Below are 26,367 nucleotides of genomic sequence, written 5' to 3' on the forward strand. Positions count from 1 at the left end.
CCGTTGATGTTGATACGGACACGCAGACTCTGCACTCTCCCGCTTAGTCATGAACATGACTTTGCCGAACTGACATGCCCTACTTGTCGGTTGACTCCTGGACGTCCTCGCCCCCACCGTCCTCGGCGGAGCCGGCACGGGCCCCCTCGGCGGTGTCGGCCGCGTCTGCCGCGTCGGCGGGCTTGGCCGCGTCGGCGGGCTTGGCCGCGTCGGCGGGCTTGGCCGCGTCGGCGGGCTTGGCCGCACCTGCCGCCGTGGCCCGGTCGGTCGCCTTGACGGCGCCGGCCGCCTTGACCGTGTCAGCCGTGTCGGCGGCGCCGGCCGTGTCAGCAGCGCTGGGGGCCTTGACGGCGCCCGGCGCCTCCGGAGCAGTCGGCACCTCGACGGCGCCCGCCGCATCGGCCGGCTCGGCGGGCGTGGCCGTCTCGGCGGGCGCGGCCGTCTCGGCGGGCGCGGCCGTCTCGGCGGGCGCGGCCGTCTCGGCGGGCGCGGCCGTCTCGGCGGGCGCGGCCGTCTCGGTCGCCTCCGCCGGTGTGGCCACCGGGGCCGGAGTGATCTCGATCGTCTCCCTGGCTCCCGGCAGGGCCTCCGCGTTCTCCGGGTGGTGGCAGGCCACCCGCTGGCCCGGCTTCAGCTCGACGAGGGCCGGCTCCTGCGTCTTGCAGATCTCCGTCGCCTTCCAGCACCGGGTGTGGAACCGGCAGCCGCTCGGCGGCGAGATCGGCGAGGGAACGTCGCCCTTGAGCAGAATGCGGTCGCTCTTGGCGCCGCGCCGCTTGGGGTCCGGCACCGGCACCGCCGACATCAGCGCCTTGGTGTACGGGTGCATCGGCGCCGCGTACAGCGACTTGCGGTCGGCCAACTCGACAATCTTGCCGAGGTACATGACCGCGATGCGGTCCGACACGTGCCGGATGACCGACAGGTCGTGCGCGATGATCACATACGTGAGACCGAGCTCCTGCTGGAGGTCGTCGAGGAGGTTGACCACCTGGGCCTGGATCGACACGTCGAGCGCCGAGACCGGCTCGTCCGCGACGACGAGCTTCGGGTTGAGCGCGAGCGCACGGGCGATCCCGATGCGCTGGCGCTGGCCGCCGGAGAACTCGTGCGGATAGCGGTTGTAGTGCTCGGGGTTGAGGCCCACCAGCTCCATCAGCCGCTGGACCTCCTTCTTCACCCCGCCCTCGGGCGTGACGCCCTGGAGCCGGAAGGGGGTGGAGACGATCCCGCCGATGGTGTGGCGCGGGTTCAGCGAACCGTACGGGTCCTGGAAGATCATCTGGACGTCACGGCGCAGCGGACGGATCTTGCCCGCCGACATGTGCGTGATGTCCTGGCCCTCGAACTCGATGGTGCCACCGGTCGGTTCGAGCAGCCGTGTGATGAGCCGGCCCATCGTCGACTTGCCGCAGCCCGACTCGCCGACGACACCGAGGGTCTCCCCGGGGCGCACGTCGAAGGAGAGACCGTCGACCGCCTTGACCGCGCTGGTCGCCCGGCCGAGCAGCCCCTTCTTGATGGGGAAGTGCTTGACCAGCCCCTCCACCTTCAGGAGCGGCTCCGGCGAGGCCTGCGACTGCTTCGGGATCGCCTTCTCTGCTGACTTCTTCTCACTCACAGCTTCGGCGCAATCTCTTCGGTCCAGATACGGGTCCGCTCCTCCTGCGACATGTGGCAGGCCGAGAAGTGACCGCTGCCGCCGTCGCCGTCCCACTCCGTGAGCTCGGGGCGCACGGTCCGGGTGATGTTGTCCTTCGGTACGTCCGCGTACGGGCAGCGCGGGTTGAAGGCGCAGCCGGACGGCACGTTGATGAGGGACGGCGGCTGGCCCTTCACCGGGATGAGCCGGTCGGTCTCCTCGCGGTCGATGCGCGGCATCGACCCCAACAGACCCCAGGTGTAGGGGTGTTGGGGGCTGTAGAAGACCTGCTCGGCCGGACCGCGCTCGATGCAGCGGCCGCCGTACATCACCAGGAGCTTGTCCGCCATCTCGGCCACCACGCCCAGGTCGTGGGTGATCATGATGACCGCGGAGCCGAACTCCTTCTGCAGGTCCCGGATCAGGTCGAGGATCTGCGCCTGGACGGTGACGTCGAGGGCGGTGGTGGGCTCGTCGGCGATGAGCAGCTCGGGGTTGTTCACCAGCGACATCGCGATCATCGCACGCTGGCGCATGCCGCCGGAGAACTCGTGCGGGTAGCCGTCGACGCGCTTGGCGGGCTCGGGGATGCCGACCCGGTCGAGCATCTCGATGGCGCGGGCCTTGGCGACCTTCTTGGTCACGTCGTGGTGGACCCGGTAGGCCTCCACGATCTGCTTGCCCACCGTGTAGTACGGGTGCATCGCGGACAGCGGATCCTGGAAGATCATCGCCATCTTGCGGCCGCGCAGGCGCCGCACACGGTCGGCATCGGCCCCGATGAGCTCCTCGCCGTCCAGCCAGACCTCGCCGGAGATCGTGACGTTGGGCGCGGTGCGGTGCAGACCCATGATGCCGAGCGAGGTGACCGACTTGCCGGATCCCGACTCGCCCACGATGCCCAGGGTTTCGCCGGGCTTGATGTCGAAACTGACACCGTCGACCGACTTGACCACGCCGTCCGGAGTGTCGAAGTGGATGCGCAGGTCCCGTACGGACAGGAACGCGTCCGGGTCGCCGGCCGGGCGGGCCTTCTCCGGCTCGCCGACGGCCGCCGTCGCGGTGGTGGCGACGGTCTGCTCCTTGGATTCCTCGCTCACGAGAGCCTCACCCTGGGGTCGATCGCGGCGTACACCAGGTCCACCAGCAGATTGCAGACAACGATGAAGAAGGCGGCGACGAGGGTCACGCCCATGACGATCGGCAGGTCGTTGTTCTGGATGCCCTCGATCGCGTACGCGCCGATTCCCTTGAGGGAGAAGACGGTTTCGGTGATGACGGCGCTGCCGATGAGCAGACCGAAGTCCATGCCGAAGATGGTGACGATCGGGGTCAGCGCGGCCCGCAGGCCGTGCTTGACGATGACCTTGTTCTCCTTGAGGCCCTTGGCGCGGGCCGTACGGATGTAGTCCTCGCTCATGGTCTCCAGCATCCCGGCCCTGGTGAGCCGGGCGTAGAGCGCGGAGTACAGGAACGCGAGGCTGCACCACGGGATCAGGAGGTTCCAGGCCCACTGGAACGGGTCGTCCGTGAACGGCACGTAGTCGATGCTGTCCCAGATCGGCCACTGCACGGTGAACAGGCCGAGCGCCAGCATGCCGGTGAAGAAGATGGGGAGGGAGACGCCGGCCAGGGCGACCCCCATGAACGTGCGGTCCAGGAAGGAACCGCGCTTGAGCGCCGACACCACGCCCGTGAACACACCGGTGATCAGCCAGATCACGGCGGCACCGATGGCGAGCGAGAAACTGATCGGGATGCGCGAGGTGAGCTGCGGCCAGATCTCGACGTGAGCCTTGAACGAGTAGCCGAAGCAGGGCGCGCTGCAGTGGGAGGCGTCGGGACCGAAGTGGTAGTCCGCGCCGACGAAGATCGCCTTGATGAAGTGCCAGTACTGGGTGTACAGGGGCTGGTCGAAGCCCAGGTTCTTCTTCACCGCGGCGATCGAGGAGGGGTTGGCGTCCTTGCCCACGTACTGCGCCGCCAGTTGGTCGACCGACTGGCCGGCGAGCCTGGGTACCAGGAAGAAGATCGCGAAGGTGACTGCGCTGACGATCAGCAGCAGGAGCACCGCGCCGAAAACGCGTCGAATGAGGTACGCAGCCACAGCTGTCCGGCACTGGTGCCCGCCCGGCCGGGGGTCTCCCGTGACCCGGCGGGCACCAGCGCCTTCACCTGCCTTTCGTGTTTCTGGTGGACGGGGTCCGTGTTACTTGGAGGAGCCCATCAGCAGGTAGTCGTACATGCCGAGGTAGGCCTGCGTCACCGTCACGTTCGTCGCCGACTCGGGGCGGAACAGCAGGTTCTTGCGGTAGACCAGCGGGACGGCGGAGGCGTTGTCCGCGACCATCTTGTCGATGTCGCCCCAGGCCTTCTCACGGGCGTTCTTGTCCGTGTTGCCGATGGCGTCGTTGAGCGCCTTGTTGATCGCCGGGTCGTTCAGCTCCTGGACGTTGTTGCCGCCGGAGGGCTTGATGGCCGAGCCGTTGACGATCTGGTCGAGGAAGCCGAAGCCGGTCGGCCAGTCGGCACCCCACGCGGTCATCAGCATGCCGAGCTTGTGGTCGTGCACGTACTGCGGGTTTCCGGCGAAGTTGGTGAAGTACTTGCCCGCCGGGAAGGACTTGATGTCGGCGTTGACGCCGATCTTCTTCAGCGAGGCCTGCACCGCGGTGGCCATGGCCATCTCGGACGGGCGGTCGGAGCGGGCCGTCAGGCTGGTGGAGAAGCCGTTCGGCTGCCCGCACTGCTTGAGCTCGTCCTTGGCCTTGGCCTCGTCGCCCTTGTCACCGGGGGTCTGGTACTCGTTGAACTTGGTGTACCCGTTGACGGTCGGCGGCAGCAGCGTGGACGCGATGTCACCCTTGGGCGCGCCACCCGCGGCGGCCTGGATCGACGCCTTGTCGATGCCCCACTGGACGGCCTTGCGGCAGTGGATGTTGTCGAACGGGGCGACGTTGACGTTCAGACCGATGTACGAGGTCGCGCCGGCGTAGGAGCTGTCGGTGCGCGACTTCAGCTTCGGGTCGCGCAGGACCTTGGGCTGGGTCTGCGGCGCGACACCCGTGCCGCCCGCGTCGACGGTCAGGTTGTCGGCGATCAGGTCGTTGTCGATCGTCACCGCGTTGATCTTGAACTTGATGACGATCTTGTCCGGAAGCGCCGGCCGGTTCGGGTCGGTCTTCGGGTCCCACTGCGGGTTGCGGACCAGCGTGGCGCCCTTGCCCTCCTCGTACGACTGGACCTTGTAGGGACCGGTGGAGGACATGTTCTGGACGTAGGCGGCGCCCTTGTCCTTCGCGGCCTGCACGGGGGCGGTCTGCGAGAAGGTCGCCAGGTAGTCGAAGTCCGCGAAGGCGTCCTTCAGCTTGAAGACGATGGTGTTGTCGTCCGGCGTCTCGATGGAGGAGATGCCGTCGGGGTTCTTGTCCTTGTACGGGCCCTGGTACTTGTCACCGTCTATCAGGTGAGCCTTGAAGTACGTCGGGCCGTTGGACAGGGCCTCCGGCGCGAAGTTGGAGCGCTCGACCGCGTACTTGACGTCCTTCGCGGTGATCGGCGTGCCGTCGTCGTACTTGAGCCCCTTCTTGAGCTTGTACGTCCACGTCTTGGCGCCGTCGCTGGGCACGCCCAGACCCTCGGCGAGGTCCGGCACGACCTCAAGGCCCGCCTTGCCCGCGGCCGGCTTGAAGGTGGTGAGCGTACGGCTGTAGAGGCGCGAGAAGTTCTGCACCCAGCCGTAGTACGTGTTGCCCGGGTCGAGGGAGTCGGGCACGTCCGACATGTCGAGCGTGAGCGTGCCCCCCTTCTTGCTGGACGCGTTGACCACGGACGTGAGCGCGGCGTCGGCGGTGGACTTGCCGCCCGACGACTTCTTGTCGCCGCCACCGCACGCCGTGGCACCGAGTGCCAGAGCCACGGTCGTGGCGATCACCAGGGTCGCTTTACGAGACTTCACCGGAGGAATGCCCCCTCTAGGGATAAGTGCGGCTGGGATACAGCGGGCCGCGTGCTTACTTGGTGCGCGGGTCGAGGGCATCGCGCAGCCCGTCGCCCAGCAGGTTGAACGCCAGGACCGTGATGAAGATGGCCACGCCCGGCACGATCATGTACTGCGGGTCGGCCGCGTACAGCTCGGTCGCTGAGGTGAGCATGCCGCCCCACGAGGCCTGCGGCGGCGCGATGCCGACGCCGAGGAAGCTGAGGCCCGCCTCGAAGAGGATGTTCGTGGGGATGAGCAGCGTCGCGTACACGAGGATCGGCGCGACGAGGTTCGGCAGCAGCTCACGGAAGAGGATGAACCAGCCCCGGGCGCCCAGGCTTCGGGACGCCTCGACGAACTCGCGTTCGCGCAGGCTGAGGGTCTGGGCCCGCACGATGCGGCCCATGTACGGCCAGCTGAAGAAGCCGATCACGAAGATCAGTACGCAGATCCGGAGCGGCAGTCCCGTGAGACCGAACGCGCCGTCCTGCAGGGACGCCGAGATGGAGATGGCGAACAGCAGCAGCGGGAACGCCAGGAAGACGTCCATGGTGCGGCTGATGAGAGCGTCCGCCCAGCCTCCGTAGAAGCCCGCGGTGACGCCCATGATCACGCCGATGGTGACGGCGAGGAGCGTGGCGCCTCCGGCGACGAGGAGCGAGACCCAGGACCCCTCGATGATGCGGGACATGATGTCTCGTCCGTACTGCGGGTCCACACCCAGGGGGTGGGCCCAACTCATTCCGCCCCAGGCGCCCTTGGGCGCGAGGAGGGCGGGGTCGATCAGATCCTGGTGGAAGGCGTTGGGGTCGAGCCCGAACGCCCACTGGATCGGTTTCGCCAGAACCGCGAGGAGGATCAGCAGGATGACGACAACGCCGCCGGCGACCGCCATCTTGTCGCGCTTGAACCGCGCCCAGGCGATCTGTCCGAGTGAACGGCCCTCGATCTGGCTCTGCTTGGCCCCCGTGAGTACTGCCTCCGGCTGCGCTTCGGCAGCCGAACCGGTGGTCTCGATCGGTGCGGTCACAGTGCCTCTGACCCCTCCCGGCCGGCGGTGGCCGGCCCGTACCAGCCGCTGTGGCGGCTTGTTTCATCAGTGGTGCGGTGAATCTGCGCAGGGCACGCACAGCCCTGTCCGCTCAGCGCGAGACTGGCGCCCCACGGGCCGACCAGCCTTATTGCCGGGAGTCTTCATCGGCGTCGCGATCACCCGCCAGTCCTGACGGCGAAAGTATGCGCAAACGTGATGCGGAATGGGAGTTTCCGTTATGCGGACACGGGTTAACCAGGGCCGGACGTGCGGAAGTTGGGGCGCAGGTGACGCCTCGTCCCATTGCGGTCTTCGCCGCATCAGAACGGACATTCTCCGGGCGTGCGAGGGAAGTTGGCCGGGTCTGTCCCGGTTGCGGCCCCGGGCGGGGCCGGTCTCAGTAGGCGCGCGGGGCGGCCGGCGGGTAGCCGTATCCGGACGTACCGGGCGCGGGGGCCGCGTGGGCCTCGCGGTCGTAGAACGGCCGGGTGTTTGCTTTCAGCCACATGGTGACCGGGTCGTGGACGTCGGACATCGCGACCGTGGACACCGCGAGCCCGTCGGGCACGGCGGCGACGGACTGCCGCATCATGGCCCGCACCGCGTCGACCGACTGGGCGCCGGTGTCGTAGAGGTCGAGACCGATGGCGAGGTAGGGCGAGCCGAGCGCGGGCTGCACCCAGGCGCGGCGCAGCGAGCGGACGGCCGGGGTGCGGTACGCGTTCTGCGCGAGCAGGGCGTAGAACTGCGGGACCTCGACGGCCGGTTCGCAGAGCCGGAGCGGCCCGGCGGGCATCCGGTCGAGCCCGGTGGCGATCCGCCGCAGATCCGTCCAGGGAACGCCGACCCCGCCGCCGGGGGCGTGCGGGTTGAGCCAGATCCCGTACCGGTCGGGGTACAGGGCGCGGGCCACGTCGAGGGCGCCGGCCACTTCGTGCGCCCGGTTCCAGCCGCTGGCGGAGAGCTCCTGCGGGGAGGTCACGCAGGGCGCGTAGGCCACACCGTCGACCTCCATGTTTCCGTACTGCGCGTCCGGCGAGCCCGGCCGGCCGTTCCACAGGAGCATCCAGAGCCGGCCGGACGCGGGGTCGGCGAGGGCGTGCAGCAGCGCCTCGTACATGTCGTAGCGTCCGGGCGTCACCTGGCGCAGCATGTGCTCGACCTGCCCGGCCGCCGCGGTGCCTGACGCGCTCACCCTGGGTTCCGCCCCTCTTCGATCCACCGTGCCGACGCCTGCGCCGCCCCGCGGCCCCGGGCACACGCGTGCGGCTGCGGGGCTGCAAGGGTCATGAAACCAGGTTAAGCCGCCGTACAGACATCGCCATGGCGCGGCGAAGACCTGCCGTGACGTACCCGCCGGTCGCTACTGGACCCGGGTGTAGAAGGGCCGCACCCGGTCGCGCATCCAGGTGGCGACCGGATCCTGCGTCACGTCGAGCAGGACCAGATGGACCGGCCAGCCGACCTCGGCCCGGTCGAGGGCGCGGCCCAGCGCCTCCATCGGGGCGTTGCGGCCCGCGCCGTCCCAGGTGGAGAACTCCACGCCGATGAAGAGCGTGGGCGCCTCGCCCTCGATGGAGGCGAGCGCGCGGCGGGCGCTGAGCACCACGCCGGTCGCCTCGAACTCGGCGGCGGCGGCGCTCAGGAAGTCGACCGGGTCCTCCTGCCAGTCGGGCTCGAAGAGGCGTACCCGGGCGCCGGACGCGGGTCCGTCGAGTGCGGTACGCCCGGTACGGCACAGCTCGGCCACGGCCGGCGGCGGGAGCGGCATCCCTACGGCGCCCTCGGGGTTGACCACGATGCCGAGCTGCGGCGGGAGCCCCCGGGCGAACTCGACTGCGGGCGCCACCGCGAACGACATGTGGGAACCGACACACTGCAGGAACTGCTGCTCGGAGCTGTAGACGGGCACATAGGGGGCGCCGTCGAGCTCCATGGTGGGCAGGTCGAGGTCGGCGCTCTCCTGACTGCCGCCGTTGGGCAGCGGCACCCAGACCGCGTTGCGGCCGAGCACCTCTATCAGCCGCGGGCCCGCGTCGGGCTGCCCGAGGGCCGCGGCCAGCGCCTCTTCGAGTTCGTTGCCCGGCCAGCCTCCGCCGCCGAGCGGATGCGCGAACGCCTGCTCCGGAAAGTTCATGTGTGCTGTCCTTCTCCCCCTGCTGCCTGCCGGCTCGTCCCCCGACCGTCCGCCGGCCCGCACGGCCGTACCCCTCGACCCTAACGCCGTACCCGCGGCGGCGGAAAAGCCCCCGCGAAAGGACCCGGCGCGCGCCACCCGGCGCTACTCGGCGAAGCCGATCCGCCGCACCACGGTGGCGGACTCCCGGTCGAGCAGCACCGCGGTGGCACATCCGGTCGGCAGCCGCCCGGCCTCCACCTGGGCGATGAGGCGGCGGGCCGCGCCGCGGTGCCGGGCGAAGGCGTACGCCGACACCCAGCGGCCCCGGGCGGCCTGCCCCTCGAGGGCGGTGCCGGCGGGTACGTCGAGCACGACCAGGCGCAGCGCCCTTCCCCGGCGCAGCGCGCCCCGGCCCAGCCAGTGCCGCACCCACGCCTGGGTGCCGCAGTCGTGCACGACGAGGCTGTCGCCGGAGCGCAGCGCCCACCAGGTGCGCACGAAGTGCGCGGTGCGGGTGAGCGGGCGGTACAGGGCGTACGGGATCCCGGGCAGCCGGCGCTGCCATGCCACCCGGGTGTCCTGGGAGTCGATGTGGCGGTCGGTGACGGTGCGCCGCATCAGGGTCGTCTTGCCGCTGCCGGGCAGGCCCGACACGACGACGACGTCTCCCGCGTCGAAGAGCAGCTCCGGCGGTGTGCGCTCGGGCCGCCCGCGCAGGTCGCGCACCGCCCCGCGCACCGCGCCCGCCGTGTTCCCGACGCCCGACGCGTTCCCCGCGCCCGCCCCGCGCGGCCCGCTCCCCTCGTGCCGCCGGTTCTCCTCGTGCGCCGCGCCCGCCTCGCGCACGGTCGGCGCCGTGCGCGGCGTCGGCACCGCACGGCCGGGCCCGTTCGGCGCGGGCGCCTCGGGTGCCTCCCGCGGTTCCCACCCTTCCTGCCCCTCCCGCGCCTCCCGCACCTGACCGGTCTTGCGTCCCGCCGTCATGGCACTCCCCCTGTTCGCTTCCGCGTCCCTTGCCCACGGAGTGTAAAGAGTGGGTAATAGGCCGTCGGCGATGTGCCGCTTCCGGGAGGCGTGCAATGATGTGCCCGCCAACTGCATACCGGCCGTTCGAATCCGCGCGGGAGAGTCCTCAGCAGCTGTGAGCTGGGGCGCCGAAGGAGCAAGTTCCTCCCTTGAATCTCTCAGGCCCCGTACCGCGCGGGTGAGGCAGATCTGAAAAGCGGGCCGTCCCCTGCCGGGCGGTCCCACCCAAGGTGCAAGCCGTGCCGCGCAGCGCGCGACGGTGAACCTCTCAGGTTCCGATGACAGATGGGGAGGATGTCCTCGACCGTCATGCCCCGGGACCTTGGAGCACCGTCCATGAGCAACACTCCCCGTCTGACCTCCCTCGATGCCCTGCATCGTGCGCTGGGCGCCACGATGACCGACTTCGCGGGCTGGGACATGCCGCTGCGGTACGGGAGCGAGCGCGACGAGCACAACGCCGTCCGCACCCGCGCCGGCATCTTCGACCTCTCCCACATGGGCGAGATCACCGTCACCGGCGCCGAGGCCATGAAGGCGCTGAACTACGCGCTCGTCGGCAACATCGCCACCATCGGCGTGGGCCGGGCCCGGTACACGATGATCTGCCAGGAGGACGGCGGGATCGTCGACGACCTGATCGTCTACCGCCTGGGCGAGAGCGAGTACATGGTCGTCGCCAACGCGGGCAACGCGCAGATCGTGCTCGACGCGATCACCGAGCGCGCGGCCGGCTTCGACGCCGAGGTCCGCGACGACCGCGACGCCTACGCGCTGATCGCGGTGCAGGGCCCCGAGTCCCCGGGCATCCTGAAGTCCGTGACCGACGCCGACCTCGACGGCCTGAAGTACTACGCGGGCCTGCCCGGCACCGTCGCCGGTGTCCCCGCGCTCATCGCCCGCACCGGCTACACCGGCGAGGACGGCTTCGAGCTGTTCGTCGCGCCCGAGCACGCCGAGCAGCTGTGGCGCGCGCTGACCGAGGCCGGCCAGGGCGCGGGCCTCGTGCCGTGCGGCCTGTCCTGCCGCGACACGCTGCGCCTGGAGGCGGGCATGCCGCTGTACGGGCACGAGCTGACGACCGCGCTGACCCCGTTCGACGCCGGTCTCGGCCGGGTCGTGAAGTTCGAGAAGGACGGCGGCTTCGTGGGCCGCGAGGCGCTGGAGGCCGCCGCCGCGAAGGCCGAGGCCGCCCCGCCGCGCAAGCTCGTCGGCCTGATCGCCGAGGGCCGCCGGGTGCCGCGCGCCGGGTTCTCGGTCGTGGCCGGCGGCGAGGTCGTCGGCGAGGTCACCTCGGGCGCCCCTTCCCCGACGCTCGGCAAGCCGATCGCGATCGCGTACGTGGACGCCGCGCACGCCGCGCCCGGCACGGCCGGCGTCGGCATCGACATCCGTGGGACGCACGAGGCCTACGAGGTCGTCGCGCTGCCCTTCTACAAGCGCCAGAAGTGACGCGCGCCTCCCTCGGGCAGCCCCTTTCCCCGCTCGGCGTCCGAGACACTCGTCGAGACCCCGTCAGCAGCACTCCCCCGCGTACAGGAGAATTCAGGTCATGAGCAACCCGCAGCAGCTGCGCTACAGCAAGGAGCACGAGTGGCTGTCGAGCGCCGAGGACGGCGTGTCGACGGTCGGTATCACGGAGCACGCGGCCAACGCGCTCGGTGACGTCGTGTACGTCCAGCTTCCGGCGGTGGGTGACACGGTGACCGCCGGCGAGACCTGCGGCGAGCTGGAGTCCACCAAGTCGGTCAGCGACCTGTACTCCCCGGTCACCGGCGAGGTCGTCGAGGCCAACCAGGACGTCGTGGACGACCCGTCGCTCGTCAACTCGGCCCCGTTCGAGGGCGGTTGGCTGTTCAAGGTGAAGGTCGCGGACGAGCCGGGCGACCTGCTCTCCGCCGACGAGTACACCGCCTTCGCCAGCTGACCTAGACCACAGGGATACAGGGATCTACTGATGTCGCTTCTGAACCAGCCCCTCCACGAGCTGGACCCGGACGTCGCCGCGGCCGTCGACGCCGAGCTCCACCGTCAGCAGTCCACCCTCGAAATGATCGCCTCGGAGAACTTCGCTCCGGTCGCGGTCATGGAGGCCCAGGGCTCGGTCCTCACCAACAAGTACGCCGAGGGCTACCCGGGCCGCCGCTACTACGGCGGCTGCGAGCACGTCGACGTGGTCGAGCAGATCGCGATCGACCGCATCAAGGCGCTGTTCGGCGCCGAGGCCGCCAACGTGCAGCCCCACTCGGGCGCCCAGGCCAACGCGGCCGCGATGTTCGCGCTGCTCAAGCCGGGCGACACGATCATGGGTCTGAACCTGGCCCACGGCGGTCACCTGACCCACGGCATGAAGATCAACTTCTCCGGCAAGCTCTACAACGTGGTCCCGTACCACGTCGACGAGACCGGCGAGGTCGACATGGCCGAGGTCGAGCGCCTGGCCAAGGAGTCGAAGCCGAAGCTGATCGTGGCCGGCTGGTCCGCGTACCCGCGCCAGCTGGACTTCGCCGCCTTCCGCCGCATCGCGGACGAGGTCGGCGCGTACCTGATGGTCGACATGGCCCACTTCGCGGGTCTGGTCGCCGCGGGCCTGCACCCCAACCCGGTGCCGCACGCCCACGTCGTGACCACCACCACGCACAAGACCCTCGGCGGTCCGCGCGGCGGTGTCATCCTGTCGACCCAGGAGCTCGCCAAGAAGATCAACTCGGCGGTCTTCCCCGGTCAGCAGGGCGGCCCCCTGGAGCACGTCATCGCGGCGAAGGCGGTGTCCTTCAAGGTCGCGGCCTCGCCCGAGTTCAAGGAGCGCCAGCAGCGCACCCTGGACGGCGCCCGCATCCTGGCCGAGCGCCTGGTCCAGGACGACGTGAAGGCCGTCGGCGTCGACGTCCTGACCGGCGGCACCGACGTGCACCTGGTCCTGGTGGACCTGCGCAACTCGGAGCTGGACGGCCAGCAGGCCGAGGACCGCCTCCACGAGGTCGGCATCACGGTCAACCGGAACGCCGTCCCGAACGACCCGCGGCCGCCGATGGTCACCTCGGGTCTGCGCATCGGCACCCCGGCGCTCGCCACCCGCGGCTTCGGCGACGAGGACTTCCGCGAGGTCGCCGACGTCATCGCCGAGGCCCTGAAGCCGGAGTTCGACAAGGACGCCCTGTCGGCGCGGGTGTCCGCTCTGGCCGCCAAGCACCCCCTGTACCCCGGCCTGAAGTAGTTTCGTACGCTTTCGTTCCCGGTTCATTCGGGACGAAGCCCCGGGGCACCGCGCACACTGGGTAGTGAGCGCGGTGCCCCATCCCATTTGCTGTGCCAGCTTTGCTCTGCACTACCCCGGCAGACAACGGCGTCTACCAACCCCCACAAGGAGTCTCCCGTGGCCATCTCGGTCTTCGACCTGTTCTCGATCGGCATCGGCCCGTCCAGCTCCCACACCGTCGGCCCGATGCGGGCGGCCCGGATGTTCGCCGCGCGCCTCAAGAACGAGGGCCTGATCGCGCACACCACGCGGATACGGGCCGAGCTGTACGGCTCGCTCGGCGCGACCGGCCACGGCCACGGCACCCCGAAGGCGGTGCTCCTCGGCCTCGAGGGCGACTCGCCGCGCACCGTCGACGTGGAGAGCGCCGACGCCCGCGTCGAGCAGATCAAGGAGTCGGGCCGCCTCAACGTGCTCGGCATGCACGAGATCGACTTCGCCTACGACGACGACCTGGTCCTGCACCGCCGCAAGGCGCTGCCGTACCACGCCAACGGCATGACGGTCTTCGCGTACGACGTCGACGGCGGGCTGCTCCTGGAGAAGACGTACTACTCGGTCGGTGGCGGCTTCGTCGTCGACGAAGATGCCGTGGCCGGCGACAACCCGATCGTGCCGGACGACACCGTCCTCAAGCACCCCTTCCGCACCGGCGACGAGCTGCTCCGCCTCGCGCGGGACACCGGTCTCTCGATCTCCGCGCTGATGCTGGAGAACGAGAAGGCCTGGCGCACCGAGGACGAGATCCGCTCCGGGCTCCTCGACATCTGGCGGGTCATGCAGGCCTGCGTGGCGCGCGGCATGTCCCGCGAGGGCATCCTGCCCGGCGGCCTCAAGGTGCGCCGCCGCGCCGCCAACACCGCCCGCCTGCTGCGCGCCGAGGGCAACCCCGAGGCGCACGCCATGGAGTGGGCGACGCTGTACGCGATGGCCGTCAACGAGGAGAACGCGGCGGGTGGCCGCGTCGTGACCGCGCCCACCAACGGCGCCGCCGGCATCATCCCCGCGGTCCTGCACTACTACATGAACTTCGTGCCCGGCGGGTCCTCCCAGGAGAAGGAGGACGGCGTCGTCCGCTTCCTGCTCGCGGCCGGCGCGATCGGCATGCTGTTCAAGGAGAACGCCTCGATCTCCGGCGCCGAGGTCGGCTGCCAGGGCGAGGTCGGCTCGGCCTGCTCGATGGCGGCGGGCGCCCTCGCCGAGGTGCTCGGCGGCACCCCCGAGCAGGTCGAGAACGCGGCGGAGATCGGCATGGAGCACAACCTGGGCCTGACCTGCGACCCGGTCGGCGGTCTGGTCCAGATCCCGTGCATCGAGCGCAACGGCATGGCCGCGGTGAAGGCCGTCACCGCCGCCAAGATGGCGATGCGCGGCGATGGCAGCCACAAGGTGTCCCTGGACAAGGTCATCAAGACGATGAAGGAGACGGGGGCGGACATGAGCGTCAAGTACAAGGAGACGGCCCGCGGCGGGCTCGCGGTGAACATCATCGAGTGCTGACGCGACAGGCCCCGACCCGCGCGTCCGCACCGTAGGCACGGTCGGGGCCCTGTCTTGTCCTGCCCCGCCCTTCCGGTCCAGGACGGGCGGCGTGAACGGGCTCAGAAACGATGTGCGGCGGGCCGCTCCTCGGGGGCGGCCGCCAGGGCCTCGGTGATCTCCGCGACTCCGCCGCGCAGGCCGTAGACGGGGGTCGCGGGCTGCTGGCGCCAGGAGTCGTCGATGCCGCCGGCGTCGACGGTGTCGAAGCCCAGCTCGTCGACGAGTTCGCGCACCAGCTTCTTCGCGGCCGCGTCGTCGCCCGCCACCGGTACGGCGATCCGCTCGGGGTCGCCCTGGGGGCGGGGGCGGTCCAGCAGGTCCTGCGCGTACGTGCCGTTGAAGACCTTGATGACCGGGTGGCCGATGTGATGCTCGGTCCAGCGGCTCTCGGGGAGGCCGTCCTCGATCGCGTCGATCCGGCCGTCGCGCTCCTTGGGGTAGTAGTTCCCGGTGTCGATGACGGCGAAGCCGTCGGCCGCCTTGTCGAACAGGCCGCCGGGCAGGTCGGGCACGTTCTTCAGCGGGACGGTGACCACGACGACCTGTGCGCCGTCGGCCGCGTCCGCGACGGTGACCGCCGTGGCGCCGGTCTCCTCGGCGAGGGCGGAAAGGGTGTGCGGGCCGCGGGAGTTGGCGACGGACACCTGGTGGCCGAGCGCGGTGAGGCGGCGGGTCAGGTTGCCGCCGATGTTGCCCGCGCCGATGATGCCGATCTTCATGAGCTGGCCTTCCGGAGAGAGTGCGTTGGCACGCTCCGGCAACCCGCGGATACGGCGGGTTATTCCGGCCCGGCCCCGGTGGCGTACCGCGTCAGCGGACGTACACCACCGGCGCCGTTCGGGGTCACTTGTTCAGCGAGGCCCAGAACTCCTCGAAGGAGAGCTTGCCGTCGCCGTTGGCGTCCTTGGCCTTGATGATGGCCTGGGCCACGGTCTCGGTGACGTGGTAGTCGCCCAGCTGCGCCATGACCGCCTTGTACTCGCTCGCGGTGACGCGTCCGTCGCCGTCGACGTCGAGCTTCGCGAACGCCTTGCGCGCCTCTTCGATGTCCGCCACTGCGGGTCCACCCCTTTGTTGGTGCCACTGCTAGGTGCCACTGCTCGGTGCTTTTCTGACGCCGGTCACATTAGCCGCCCACGTGGGCGCGCAGTGCGGCGGCCAGCCATGGGAAGGCGGCGGCCGAGCCGGGCTGCGGCTCGTACCCGTTGACGATCGCGAGCAGCTGGAAGTAGCGCTCGACGCGCAGGTCGGGGCCGACGCCGACCCGTTCCAGGACCGCCGCCCGGTCCGCGCCCACGCCGAAGAGTTCGTCAAGGAGTGCGTCGGCCTCGGCGCTGTCGGGCGCGACACCCCGCTCCTGGGCTCCGCCGGCGAGTGCGGCCACCTGCTTCGCGAAGGCGAGGTAGGCCTGCGGTTCACGCGAACGCTCCCGGAAATCCTCGGAGTTGCTCGCGGCGATGCGCCGCACCAGCGCACGGAAGCCGTCGTCCTCGACGAGTTCGGCCAGCTCGATCCATGCGTCGACCTGGCGCGGGGTCGGGTCGTCCGGCAGTTCGGCGGCCACGCCGCGGACCCGGGCGTGGAAGTGTGCGTTGGTGTCGTCGAGGCCGGCGAACACGTCGTCGGTGAAGTCGTCGATGATCTGCTTGCGCTCAAGGGCGGAGAGCCGCGCCAGCTTGTTCATGAGTGTCATCTCCTCGGTTCCGGACTGTCTCAGGGCGATGGTCGACAGGACGGCCCGGCTCAGCTTCAGGGACCTGATCTGCGCGTCGAGGGCCGCGACGTGAGCCGCGGCGACCTCGGCGACCGTGACCTCCCGGGCGAGCACCCGGCGCACGTCGTCGAGACCGAGCCCGAGTTCGCGCAGGGTACGCACGAGTTCGAGGCGCCCCACGGAGGCCGCGTCGTACAGCCGGTACCCCCCGGCCGAGCGCCCGACGGGCGGCAGCGCGCCGATGTCGGACCAGTAACGGATGGTGCGCACGGGAAGTCCGGTACGGCGGGCGAGCTGCCCGATGGTGAAGGTTTCCGAGCCGTCGTCGATCACGTCGCCGAGTCTCCCGTTTCCAGTGGGTGGAGACTCAAGGGGCAGCTCAAGGGGCAGGGTGAGAGAAACGGGGACGGCGATGGATCACACGCTCGGGGACATTCTGGCGGCCGCGGCCGCAGGCCACTTCCCGCCGGCCGACGGCGGCACGACGCTCGTGGCGCAGCCGGGGCCGCGCGACGCGGGCGTCCTGGCGTTCACCGCGCACTCGGTGATCTTCCTGGACGAGGACGAGGACTGGCTCCGGGCCACCCTCGCGGCGACCGACGCCGACCCCCTCGGCGCGTCGATGAACCCCGCCTTCCTTGCCGCCCTGATGGCTCGTACCGGCCGGTCGATGAACTGCGTCGACCTGCTGACCTGCGCCCCCGCCCTGCCGGGCGGGCCGCCCCTGGCGCTGCGGGAGATCGAGGATCCGGCGCATCCGCGGGTGGTGCGGGCCTTGAAGTTCCGGGACGAGGTGCGGGTTTGGGCGACGGACGGTGGCGTACTCGTACTCGGACGGGGCGTCGCGGGGCGCTGGGAGGTCGCCCTCGAACTCGACGAGTTCGCGCGCGGCAGCGGTCTCGGTGCCCAACTGGCCCGCTCCGCCCGTCACTTGGTGCCGGGTGGGACGCTTTGGGCCCAGCAGTCGCCGGGGAACGCGCGCAGCGTGCGCACCTTCCAGGCCGCCGGCTTCAGACCGGTCGGCTCGGAGGCCCTGCTGCTCGCCCACTGACCGACGGACTCCGCCGCCCGACCGGCGCGGGCCCGGCACGGGCCTGACTGTTCGAAGTACGCAAACGGTCGCTTTGCGCCACACAAAGAGGAGTTCACGCCATATTCCGATCGCCGGATCCTCACGCTCCGCCACTGGGCGATAACTTCACGCTGTCGTCGCCACACCGGGAGCACAGGGCCCCCAGGGACTAGCGGCGCTGGGGCGTATCGGCTGTGACCATCACAACTGAAGCATTCACCGTGCAGCCCTTCACTCGAAGCTGCCAGCAGATATGGGACGAAGGCGACCACGTCCTCATCGGGGTGAGTCCGGGGAACAGCTATTTCAGCGCCGGCCGCATCACCGACCTCGTCCGCTGGGCTTCGGCACGGTTCACCCGCATCGACCTCATATACGCCGACCTCCATGTGGCCGAGCTGTTCAGCGCGCTCGGCTACGCCCCGGAGCACGCGGCACGCCGCGCCTCGAAGGAGGTGAAGGCGGTGCGCCGCCGGGTGGTGCGCGGCGTCGAGGAGGCGGACGCGCAGGGCACTCCGGTCGGCGTGCACGGGCTCTCGGAGTTCGCCGGACATCCGGTGTACGAGCTGCTGCACCGCCGGGTGCGCCACTTCCTGTCGACCGACCCGGGCTTTCGCACCGCCTGTGAGCGGATGGCGGCGCACTTCCTGTCCACGAAGGCCGGCGGGCCGGTCGCGAGCGCCGCGCAGCTCTCCGCCTGCCTCGACTACATCACCGCCGAGCTCCCCTTCTTCCTGGACACCCCGGGGATCCTCGGTGTCCCGTCCTCGGTGTCGTCGTACCACGTGCCGATCCCGCTGACCGACCTCCTGTACGCGAAGGGCGGCGGCCTGCGCGCGTCCCGCAATCAGGCCTACGCCGTGGTGCGCCCGGAAGGAATCCCCGCATGACCACCGAGACCGTCCTGGACTTCCCGCTCTCCCGGCGCGGCGACGTGCTGCCCGCCGAGTGCACCCGGCTGCGCGAGAAGCAGCCGGTGGCCCGGGTGCGTACGCTCACCGGCGACCCGGCCTGGCTGGTGAGCAGTCACGCCCTGGCCAAGCAGGTCCTGGAGGACGAGCGGTTCAGCCTCAAGGACACCGCGAACGCCGGGGTCCCCCGCCAGTACGCGCTGACGATCCCGCCCGAGGTCGTCAACAACATGGGCAACATCAACAGCGCCGGGCTGCGCAACGCCGTGATGAAGTCCCTGAGCCCGCGCGCGGACGGCCTGGCCGAGCGGCTGCGCGAGCGGGCCGAGGGCTTCATCGAGGCGCTGCTCGCCGAGGGCCCGCCCGCCGACCTGAGGGCTGGGTTCGCCGACCCCTTCTCGGCGGCGCTGCACTGCGACGTCGTCGGCGTGCCGTTCGAGGACTGGCGCAGGCTCATGTCCGGTCTGGACGTGGCCTTCATGACCAGCGCGCACACCTTCGAGGGCGCCGGGCTCAACTGGTACAAGGACCTCGGGTACATGGTGGAGCGGCTGAACGCCCCGGACGTGCCGCCCGAGAGCCTGCTGGGCCGGCTGGGCGCGCTGCGCGAGGACCGGGAGTCGGCGCACCTCACCGACGAGATGCTGGCCACGGTCGCGGTCTCCCTGTTCGGCGCGGGCGCGGTGTCCACCTCCGCCTTCCTGGTACTCGCGATCCTCGCCCTGCTCCAGCATCCGGAGCTGATCGGATACCTGCGCGAGCATCCCGAGCGCATGGGCCGCGCCGTGGAGGAGCTGCTCCGCTGGAACCTGTCGATCGGCGACGGGCTGCCCCGGCTCGCCCTTGAGGACGTACAGCTGGGCGACGTACTCGTCCAGAAGGGCGAGTTGGTGCTCGTCCTGGTCGAGGGCGCCAACTTCGACCCGGAGGTGTTCACCGATCCCGACCGGCTCGACCTGGACCGCGAGCACAACCCGCACCTCTCGTTCGGCGCCGGCCGGCACTTCTGCCCGGCCACCGGGCTCGGCCGGCTGCACGCGGAGACGGCGCTCTCGGTCCTGGTGGACCGGCTGCCGGGGATGCGCCTCGCGGTGCCGGCCGAACAGCTGGTGTGGCGTACGGGCTTCATCAAGCGCCTGCCCGAACGGCTGCCGGCGCTGTGGTGACACCGGGGTGCCCCGGGGCCGACGGGCCCCGGGGCATCGCGCGGCCGTGCGGGGCCGCTCCGGTTCGGCGCGGGACGGCTCGGCGCGGGACGGTTCAGCGGAAGATGCCGGTGTGGCCCAGCGAGTACCGGCCGGGCTGCGGGTAGACGGCGAGTCCGTGCGGTCCCGAGCCGACGGGGATGCGGGCCAGTTCCTTGCCGGTGGCGGTGTCGATGGCGTACACCTCGGCGTTGTAGCGCCCGGACAGCCACAGCACCTTGCCGTCGGCCGAGACGCCGCCCATGTCGGGGCTGCCGCCGTCGGGCAGTTCCCACTTCTTGGTGAGCTTGTTCTTGGTGAAGTCGAAGATGGAGATGGTGCCCTCGCCGCGGTTGGAGATGTACATCTCCTTGGAGTCGCGGCTGATGTAGAGCCCGTGGCAGCCCTTGCCCGTGGGCAGCAGGACCGGCTTGTCGAACTTGTCGCCGTCCAGGACCCACATGCCGTGCGCCATCATGTCGGCGACGTAGAAGGTCTTGCCGTCCGGGGACATCTTCACGTCCTGCGGCATCGCCCCGTCGAAGGGGAGCTTCTGCTGCCCGACGATCTTCATCTGCTCGGTGTCGACCTTGAGGAGTTCGCCGGAGAACTCGCAGGAGACGATGAAGTACCGGCCGTCCATGGAGAAGTCCGCGTGGTTGACGCCCGCGCACGTCACCGGGACGGTCTTGACGCGGTTCATGGTGACCGGGTCGCGGAAGACGAGCTCGCGGTCCATCGAGGCCATGACGATGGCGTACTTGCCGTTGGGCGTGAAGTAGAGGTTGTACGGGTCGGAGACCTGGACGGTGCGTCCGGTCTTGCCGGTCGCCGGGTCGATGGCGGTGAGCGAGTCGCCGAGGTCGTTGTTGACCCAGAGCGTCTTCATGTCCCACGACGGCACGACGTGCTGCGGCTGGCGGCCGACCGGAATCGTCTCGATCACCTTGTACGTGGCCGGGTCGATCACGGAGACCGTGTTGGAGTTGGTGTTGGGCACGTACACGCGCGGCAGGAAGTTCTTCACCGCGGGCTGGAGCGCGTTGGGGCGGTCCGCCGCGTAGGCGTCCTTGGGGTCGAGGACGGGCGGCATGCCCGGCAGGCCCTGCGGCACGGTCTTCTTGACGACGGCGGGCGGGACCGCCGCCTTGGAGCCGAGCGCCTCGTCCTTGTGGTCGGATCCCGATCCGCAGCCGGCGAGGGCCGCGAGCAGGGCGGCCGCCGAGAGCAGCGCGGTGGTCGTCTTCGTTACGGTCGGCATCAGATCAGCAGCTCCGTGGTCGTGACCGCGCGCAGTCGGCGGCGTTCCAGTTCGGCGAGTAGGACGGGCAGCGCGGCGACCGTGTCCGCATAGCCGAAGTGCAGGCTCACCACCGATCCGTTGCGGATCTGCCCGGTGACGTTGCGGGTCACGGCCGAGGCGCCGGGCGAGGTGAAGTCGAGGGAGTCGACGTCGTACGACAGCACGTGCGGGTACCCCGCCCGCCGGGCCAATTTCTGAACGAGCGGCGTCGCGTACTGGGTACGGGAGGGCCTGAACCATGTCCCGATGGAGCCGGTGAGGCGGCGCAGCCGGTCCGCGCAGCCGGTGATCTCGGCGTAGGCCTCCGACTCGTCCATGGTGGAGATGTCGGTGTGGTGCAGGGTGTGGTTGCCCAGTTCGTGGCCGCCGTCCAGGATGCGGCGGGCCATCGCGGGCTGCTCGTCGAGCCAGGTGCCGACGGCGAGCACGGTGACCCTGGCGCCGGCCTTCTCCGCCTCGTCGAGCAGGGTGGTGGCGATCTTCGGATCGCCCTGGCCGTGGAAGGTGAGCGCGACCTGGGGGCGACCCGGAGGGCCGCTGCTGATCTGGACCGGCTGCCCGGGGAAGGAACGGGGGGCCGGCGCGGGATGGGGCGCCTGGGGGCGGGCGGCGGCCGCCGCGGAGGCGGACGGCGGCGTCGGGGACCCGGACGGCGTGTGGCCCGCCCGGTCGTCCGAACAGCCTGCCGTCAGCGCCCCCGCGATGGCCGCGCCCGCCCCGGCGCGCAGGGCGCTGCGGCGGTCGACCGCACGGGGTGATGGATTCAGCACATGGACATTTAAGTGGCCCGAAGGGCTGTTTGTAATGATTGACCCACTTTCAGGACCTTTGCGGGTCGCACCCGGCACGCAGGGGGCGACGGCGCTCCGCTCGATGATTCACTCAGCGGCCTCGATATTTATTCATGCTTTGGAAGGTACGTGCTCTAACTCACCTACGATTCACAGCTAAACTGTGATGGTTTATTGCTTTATGTCCGACTAGGGACTTTTGAGGATGGGCCGCCCATCTGTCATAGTCGGAGCCACGACCCCCATTGACCCGGGCCAGGTCGTCTTCAGTCGCCGTGGACCACACCCCCCTCGGATCCGCGGCGCTCCCCAGAAGCCCCCGTCGGCGCCGCACCCCGGCAGCCGGGGGGCTTCTGTGATGTCGGCCGCCTCAGCGGTCGGCGACCCGCATCTCGAACCAGGTGGTCTTGCCACGCGGCAGCAGATCCACTCCCCAACGGTCCGAGAGCTTGTCGACGAGGAACAGTCCGCGGCCGCTGACGTCGAGCTCGTGCACCGGCATCAGACAGGGCAGCCCGCGCGAGGGGTCGCGGACCTCGACGCGGATCCAGCCCCGCCGGCGCAGCATGCGCAGACCGAAGACCCGGGCCCCGGTGTGGCGCACCGCGTTGCCGACGAGTTCGGAGACCAGCAGCACGGCGTGCTCGGCGAGGGTCGGCGAGAGCGCCCACTGGCGCAGGACCACGGACTGGGTGATCCGGCGGGCGGTCGCCGCTGACTCCGGCCGCGACGGGAGGCGCACCTCGCCCTCCGTCGGATTCCCGAACAACTCCAGTGCTTTCAGCGCCAGTTCGTCGTCGGCGGACGGCATCCATCGCGCCGCGGTCGCACTCACGCGCTGCGCCGGTTGTTCCACACCCTCCAGCCCCGCCATGCCACCATCATGGCGGCCCGGGGCGGAATCCGGGGGCGTTCCGAAGGAATCGCGCCTCCGGAACACGACGTTCCGGAGGCGCGGCATGGCATATGACGGAGGCAGAACGAGCCTTGGAACACCCCTTCTGACCTGCGATGACGTGACGCGTTCGGTTGATCACCAAGCGTTCCGCAAGGGTTTTCGTTAAGACTCCCTTAAGGCTGCGCTAATCTCCCCACAGGGTGTACACACCGCCATCACATGTACAGACCGAGTCGGCCGGGTGCCTCAACTTCGGTGTCCTCAGAGGAACTTGGCCTTGCCCGGACCCTCCTCGACGAAGCTGCGCATGCCCCGCTCGCGGTCCTCGGTGGCGAACAGGCCCGCGAACCAGTTGCGTTCGATGGCGAGGCCGGTGTCGAGGTCCGTCTCCAGACCGGCGTCGATCGACTCCTTGGCCGCGCGCAGCGCGATGGCCGGGCCCTTGGCGAGGCGCGCGGCATAGGCCAGGGCGTGCTCGTACACCTCGGCGGCCGGCACCACCTGGTCGACCAGGCCGATGGCGAGCGCCTCGTCCGCCTTCACCTGCCGTCCGGTGAAGATGAGGTCCTTGGCCCGGGACGGGCCCACCAGGCGGGCCAGGCGCTGGGTGCCACCTGCGCCGGGGATGAGGCCGAGCAGGATCTCGGGCTGGCCGAGCTTGGCGTTGTCGCCGGCGATGCGGACGTCGGCGCAGAGCGCCAACTCGCAGCCGCCGCCGAGCGCGTAGCCGGTGACGGCCGCCACGACGGGCTTGGGGATCCTGGCGACGGCGGTGAAGGACTCCTGCAGCGCGCGGCCGCGCACGACCATGGCGGCGTGGTCCATCGCCTGCATCTCCTTGATGTCCGCGCCCGCCGCGAACAGCTTCTCGCCGCCGTACAGGACCACGGCCCGTACGTCATCGCGCCGGGCCGCCTCCTCGGCCAGCTCGCGCAGCCTGTCCTGGGTCGCGACGTCGAGCGCGTTCATCGGAGGCCGGTTCAGGCGGATCGTGGCGACGCCTTCGGAAACTTCGAGGTTCACAGTCATGCAGGCAGGTTAACGCTCACTAACGACACCGGGCCCGGCGCGTGCGCGGTAGGGGGGTGCTCCCCCCCCCTGCCGCCGCACGCTCCGGGCCCGTAGGCGCCTCGCGTCGAGGGAGTGTCGGAGGACTATGTGGTCCACTGCGACCAGGACAGGTTCCAGCCGTTGAGACCGTTGTCGGGCTGGATGACCTTGTCCTTGGAGTTCTTCACGACGACCACGTCGCCGATCAGGGAGTTGTTGTAGAACCAGGCCGCCGGCGTGGACGGGTCACCCGCACCGCGCGCGTCCCGCAGGCCGACGCAGCCGTGGCTGGTGTTGGCCGAGCCGAACACCGAGGGGGCGCCCCAGTAGTTGCCGTGGATGAAGGTGCCCGAGCTGGACAGGCGCATCGCGTGCGGCACGTCCTTGATGTCGTACTCGCCGCCGAAGCCGACGGTGGCGCCGTTCATGCGCGTCACCTCGTACTTCTCACTGATGACCATCTGCCCGTTGTACGTGGTGTTCTGCGGGGAGCCCGCGCTGATCGGGATGGTCTTGAGGAGCTTGCCGTCGCGCTCGACCTTCATGGTGTGGGCGCTCGCGTCGACCGTGGAGACCTGGGAGCGGCCGATGGTGAAGTGGATGGTGCGGGTCTGCTTGCCGTAGACGCCGGGCCGGCCCTCGACGCCGTCCAGGTTCATCTTGACGGTCACCTTGGTGCCGGGTGCCCAGTAGTTCTCGGGGCGGAAGTCGAGCCGGTCGTTGCCGAACCAGTGGCCCTCGACGGGGACGGACGGCTCGGCCGTCACGGTGATCGCCTTCTCGACGGCGTCCGGGTTGGTGATGCCCCGGCTGAAGTTGAGGGAGACGGGCATGCCGACGCCGACGGTGGAACCGTCCTCGGGCACGTACTGCCCGATGAACGTGTTCTTCGGGACGAGGGTGGTGAAGGTGGTGTCCTTGGCGGACTCGCGGCCCTTGGCGTCCTTGGCGACCGCGTGGACCTTGTACTGCGTCGCGGAGGCGAGGTGCTGGTCGGGAACCCAGCCGATGCCGTCCGCGGATATCTTGCCGGCGACCGCGTTGCCCTTGCTGTCGGCGACCGTGACCGCGGTCAGTCTGCCCTTGTCGGCGGATATCTTCAGCGCGCCGTTGGTGGCGACGTCCTTGGCGTTGTCCGCGGGGACGATGCCGACCACGGCCTCGGACGCCTTGGTGTCCTCGGCGCCGCCGCCCGGCTTCGACGTGGCACTGCCCGAGCCGTCGCCCCCGCCACACGCGGTGACCAGGAGCAGCAACGCGCCGACTATGAGGGCCAGAAGTGCGCCGCCCCGGCGCCCGCGCCGTCCGGCAGCGGCCGGAACGCCCGAAATTGGCTGCCCGTTCAAGACTGTTTCTCCCCTCGCACGGCGTGGCCCCGCCACCGCCCGCACTCACTCACCCCCGCGCGCGTCCACGCGCACGCACGGGGCAAGACAATCACACCGGAACGGCCTGTGACCTCCCCTTCCATGTCACCGTTCAGTCCCAAGTTCTCCTGTGACCTCATGGGTGAAACACAGGAACCGTTCCCGGTCGCCGGGGCCGGGAACGGTCGTGGGCCGTGCTTTCGTGGGTGCCGGGAAATGTCCTGAAGGCGCCGGGGGGATCAGGAGATCGCGGACCCCGCCTTCCACTTCGGCCAGTCCATGTTCCAGCCGCCGAGCCCGTTGTCCGGAGCGACCTGGCGGTCGTGGGAGTTGACCACCTCGACGATGTCGCCGATGAGGGTGCGGTCGAAGAACCAGCCGGCCGGGGTGTCCGAGCTGCCGCCCTTCACATCGCGCAGGCCCACGCAGCCGTGACTGGTGTTGGTGTTGCCGAACGTGCCGGAGGTCGCCCAGTAGTTGCCGTGCAGGAAGGTGCCGGTGTTGGTCAGGCGGATGGCGTGCGGCACGTCGGGGATGTCGTACTCGCCGCCGAACCCGACGGTCTGGCTGTTCATCCGCGTCACGTCGTACATCTCCGTGACCACCATCTTGCCGTTGTACGTGGTGTTCTTCGGCGACCCCGCGGAGATCGGCAGGGTGGAGACCAGCTCGCCGCCGCGCCGCACCTCCATGGTGTGGGCCTCGGCGTCCACCAGGGACTCCTGGGCCCGCCCGACGGTGAAGCCCACCGTCTTGTCCTGGATGCCGTACACGCCGGGCGCCGCGACGACGTCGCGCAGCCGCATGTCGACGGTGACCTTGGTGCCCGGCGCCCAGTACTTCTCGGGCCGGAAGTCGAGCCGGTCCTTGCCGAACCAGTGGCCCCTGACCTCCACCGGGGGCTGCGAGGTGATCCTGATGGCGCGCTCGACGGCCGCCCGGTCCTTGATCGCCTGGTTGAAGTTGAAGGAGACGATCATGCCGATGCCGACCGTGGACCGGTTCTCGGGCTTGAAGTAGCCGATGAACCGGTGCTCGGGCACGAAGGTGGTGAAACTGGTGTGGCGGGCCTGGCGGCGGCCGTGGCCGTCGAGGGCCACGGAGTCCACCGTGTAGAGCGCGGCCAGTTGCAGCGCCCCCGCGTTCGGCGTCCACGTCAGACCGTCCTCGGAGATCTTGCCCGGCACCTCCTCGGGCTGCGCGTCCTCCGTCTTCATCACCTTGACCCGCTCCAGGCGCCCGCCCGGCACCCGCACCTCCACTTTCTGGTCCGCCGCCACTGCCTTGGCCCCGTCGTCCGGGGTCACCAGGATCGCCTCCTGCGGCGTCAACGGCTTGCCCCCGATGTCACCGATGTCCAGGGCGCCGCCGGAGCACCCGGTCAGCGCGGTCACCAGGACCGCCGTCAGTCCTGCCCATGCCAGGGCGGCGGCCGTGCCCGCCCCTGCCCGCTTCAGTACGTCTCTCACGACCG

Annotated in this window: 24 protein-coding genes and 1 riboswitch; of the genes, 7 read left to right on the forward strand and 17 right to left on the reverse strand. The window is 70.0% G+C overall.

The genetic code is table 11. The features are described from left to right. Positions 1-79: 79 nt before the first annotated feature. The 8 genes from OG432_RS08515 to OG432_RS08550 form a co-directional block, all read right to left on the reverse strand. Positions 80-1,621 (reverse strand): ABC transporter ATP-binding protein, encoded by a 1,542-nt coding sequence (locus OG432_RS08515; RefSeq protein ID WP_328309337.1) that lies wholly within the window; start codon positions 1,619-1,621, stop codon positions 80-82. Then, on the reverse strand, positions 1,618-2,742 hold the full coding sequence (locus OG432_RS08520) for an ABC transporter ATP-binding protein (RefSeq protein ID WP_328309339.1): 1,125 nt from the start codon (positions 2,740-2,742) through the stop codon (positions 1,618-1,620). The genes OG432_RS08515 and OG432_RS08520 overlap by 4 nt, the downstream gene beginning before the upstream one ends. Continuing rightward, positions 2,739-3,749 (reverse strand): ABC transporter permease, encoded by a 1,011-nt coding sequence (locus OG432_RS08525; RefSeq protein ID WP_328309341.1) that lies wholly within the window; start codon positions 3,747-3,749, stop codon positions 2,739-2,741. Before OG432_RS08525 ends, OG432_RS08520 begins: the two co-directional genes overlap by 4 nt. Before the next feature lie 102 nt (positions 3,750-3,851). Further along, positions 3,852-5,600 carry an ABC transporter substrate-binding protein gene (locus OG432_RS08530; RefSeq protein ID WP_328309343.1) on the reverse strand — a complete coding sequence of 583 codons (1,749 nt, stop codon included), beginning with the start codon at positions 5,598-5,600 and terminating at the stop codon, positions 3,852-3,854. A 55-nt stretch (positions 5,601-5,655) separates the two neighbouring features. Then, on the reverse strand, positions 5,656-6,654 hold the full coding sequence (locus tag OG432_RS08535) for an ABC transporter permease (RefSeq protein ID WP_328309345.1): 999 nt from the start codon (positions 6,652-6,654) through the stop codon (positions 5,656-5,658). Positions 6,655-7,054: 400 nt separating this feature from the next. Further along, entirely contained in the window at positions 7,055-7,852 is a 798-nt protein-coding gene (locus tag OG432_RS08540; protein WP_328309348.1) for an enhanced serine sensitivity protein SseB C-terminal domain-containing protein, read from the reverse strand. A 168-nt stretch (positions 7,853-8,020) separates the two neighbouring features. Continuing rightward, entirely contained in the window at positions 8,021-8,794 is a 774-nt protein-coding gene (locus OG432_RS08545; protein WP_328309350.1) for an enhanced serine sensitivity protein SseB, read from the reverse strand. Between the two features lie 144 nt (positions 8,795-8,938). After that, a complete protein-coding gene (locus OG432_RS08550) occupies positions 8,939-9,649 on the reverse strand; it encodes an AAA family ATPase (RefSeq protein ID WP_443058560.1) in 711 nt (236 codons plus the stop codon). A 238-nt stretch (positions 9,650-9,887) separates the two neighbouring features. Further along, positions 9,888-9,985, forward strand: a riboswitch (glycine riboswitch). A 153-nt stretch (positions 9,986-10,138) separates the two neighbouring features. Here OG432_RS08550 and gcvT point away from each other — a divergent pair. The 4 genes from gcvT (at position 10,139) to OG432_RS08570 (ending at position 14,561) form a co-directional block, all read left to right on the forward strand. Continuing rightward, a complete protein-coding gene (gcvT, locus tag OG432_RS08555) occupies positions 10,139-11,254 on the forward strand; it encodes a glycine cleavage system aminomethyltransferase GcvT (protein WP_328309354.1) in 1,116 nt (371 codons plus the stop codon). A gap of 100 nt (positions 11,255-11,354) precedes the next feature. Further along, the gene (gene gcvH / locus OG432_RS08560) at positions 11,355-11,729 is read left to right on the forward strand and encodes a glycine cleavage system protein GcvH (RefSeq protein ID WP_328309356.1); all 375 of its coding nucleotides are present in this window, start codon (positions 11,355-11,357) and stop codon (positions 11,727-11,729) included. A gap of 30 nt (positions 11,730-11,759) precedes the next feature. Beyond that, on the forward strand, positions 11,760-13,019 hold the full coding sequence (gene glyA / locus OG432_RS08565) for a serine hydroxymethyltransferase (protein ID WP_328309357.1): 1,260 nt from the start codon (positions 11,760-11,762) through the stop codon (positions 13,017-13,019). A gap of 159 nt (positions 13,020-13,178) precedes the next feature. After that, entirely contained in the window at positions 13,179-14,561 is a 1,383-nt protein-coding gene (locus OG432_RS08570) for an L-serine ammonia-lyase (protein WP_328309359.1), read from the forward strand. Between the two features lie 101 nt (positions 14,562-14,662). Here OG432_RS08570 and OG432_RS08575 read toward each other — a convergent pair whose 3' ends face one another. From OG432_RS08575 to OG432_RS08585, 3 genes are all read right to left on the reverse strand, one after another. Continuing rightward, positions 14,663-15,364, reverse strand: a complete 702-nt coding sequence (locus OG432_RS08575; RefSeq protein ID WP_328309361.1) for an NADPH-dependent F420 reductase — start codon at positions 15,362-15,364, stop codon at positions 14,663-14,665. 82 nt (positions 15,365-15,446) lie between these two features. Continuing rightward, positions 15,447-15,659, reverse strand: coding sequence for an EF-hand domain-containing protein (locus tag OG432_RS08580; protein ID WP_328309363.1), 213 nt, complete (start codon positions 15,657-15,659; stop codon positions 15,447-15,449). A 70-nt stretch (positions 15,660-15,729) separates the two neighbouring features. Then, the gene (locus OG432_RS08585; protein WP_328309365.1) at positions 15,730-16,650 is read right to left on the reverse strand and encodes a helix-turn-helix domain-containing protein; all 921 of its coding nucleotides are present in this window, start codon (positions 16,648-16,650) and stop codon (positions 15,730-15,732) included. A 79-nt stretch (positions 16,651-16,729) separates the two neighbouring features. Here OG432_RS08585 and OG432_RS08590 point away from each other — a divergent pair, with 79 nt between their 5' ends. From OG432_RS08590 to OG432_RS08600, 3 genes are all read left to right on the forward strand, one after another. After that, complete coding sequence (locus tag OG432_RS08590; RefSeq protein ID WP_328309367.1) at positions 16,730-17,368, forward strand: GNAT family N-acetyltransferase; 639 nt, start codon at positions 16,730-16,732, stop codon at positions 17,366-17,368. A 215-nt stretch (positions 17,369-17,583) separates the two neighbouring features. After that, entirely contained in the window at positions 17,584-18,279 is a 696-nt protein-coding gene (locus tag OG432_RS08595; protein ID WP_328309369.1) for a tRNA-dependent cyclodipeptide synthase, read from the forward strand. Continuing rightward, positions 18,276-19,466, forward strand: a complete 1,191-nt coding sequence (locus tag OG432_RS08600; protein WP_328309371.1) for a cytochrome P450 — start codon at positions 18,276-18,278, stop codon at positions 19,464-19,466. The genes OG432_RS08595 and OG432_RS08600 overlap by 4 nt, the downstream gene beginning before the upstream one ends. Positions 19,467-19,560: 94 nt before the next feature. Here the strand turns inward: OG432_RS08600 and OG432_RS08605 are convergent, their stop codons facing one another. The 6 genes from OG432_RS08605 to OG432_RS08630 form a co-directional block, all read right to left on the reverse strand. Continuing rightward, a complete protein-coding gene (locus OG432_RS08605) occupies positions 19,561-20,745 on the reverse strand; it encodes a YncE family protein (RefSeq protein ID WP_328309373.1) in 1,185 nt (394 codons plus the stop codon). Then, positions 20,745-21,554 carry a polysaccharide deacetylase family protein gene (locus OG432_RS08610; RefSeq protein ID WP_328315043.1) on the reverse strand — a complete coding sequence of 270 codons (810 nt, stop codon included), beginning with the start codon at positions 21,552-21,554 and terminating at the stop codon, positions 20,745-20,747. Before OG432_RS08610 ends, OG432_RS08605 begins: the two co-directional genes overlap by 1 nt. Positions 21,555-21,948: 394 nt before the next feature. Then, positions 21,949-22,452 (reverse strand): ATP-binding protein, encoded by a 504-nt coding sequence (locus tag OG432_RS08615; RefSeq protein WP_328309375.1) that lies wholly within the window; start codon positions 22,450-22,452, stop codon positions 21,949-21,951. A gap of 285 nt (positions 22,453-22,737) precedes the next feature. Further along, positions 22,738-23,505, reverse strand: a complete 768-nt coding sequence (locus OG432_RS08620; protein WP_328309377.1) for an enoyl-CoA hydratase/isomerase family protein — start codon at positions 23,503-23,505, stop codon at positions 22,738-22,740. A 125-nt stretch (positions 23,506-23,630) separates the two neighbouring features. Continuing rightward, positions 23,631-24,872 carry a L,D-transpeptidase gene (locus tag OG432_RS08625; RefSeq protein ID WP_328309379.1) on the reverse strand — a complete coding sequence of 414 codons (1,242 nt, stop codon included), beginning with the start codon at positions 24,870-24,872 and terminating at the stop codon, positions 23,631-23,633. A gap of 260 nt (positions 24,873-25,132) precedes the next feature. Beyond that, the gene (locus OG432_RS08630) at positions 25,133-26,362 is read right to left on the reverse strand and encodes a L,D-transpeptidase (protein WP_328309381.1); all 1,230 of its coding nucleotides are present in this window, start codon (positions 26,360-26,362) and stop codon (positions 25,133-25,135) included. Positions 26,363-26,367: the final 5 nt, after the last annotated feature.

The sequence above is a fragment of the Streptomyces sp. NBC_00442 genome (assembly GCF_036014195.1).
In the GTDB taxonomy this organism is placed as follows: domain Bacteria; phylum Actinomycetota; class Actinomycetes; order Streptomycetales; family Streptomycetaceae; genus Streptomyces.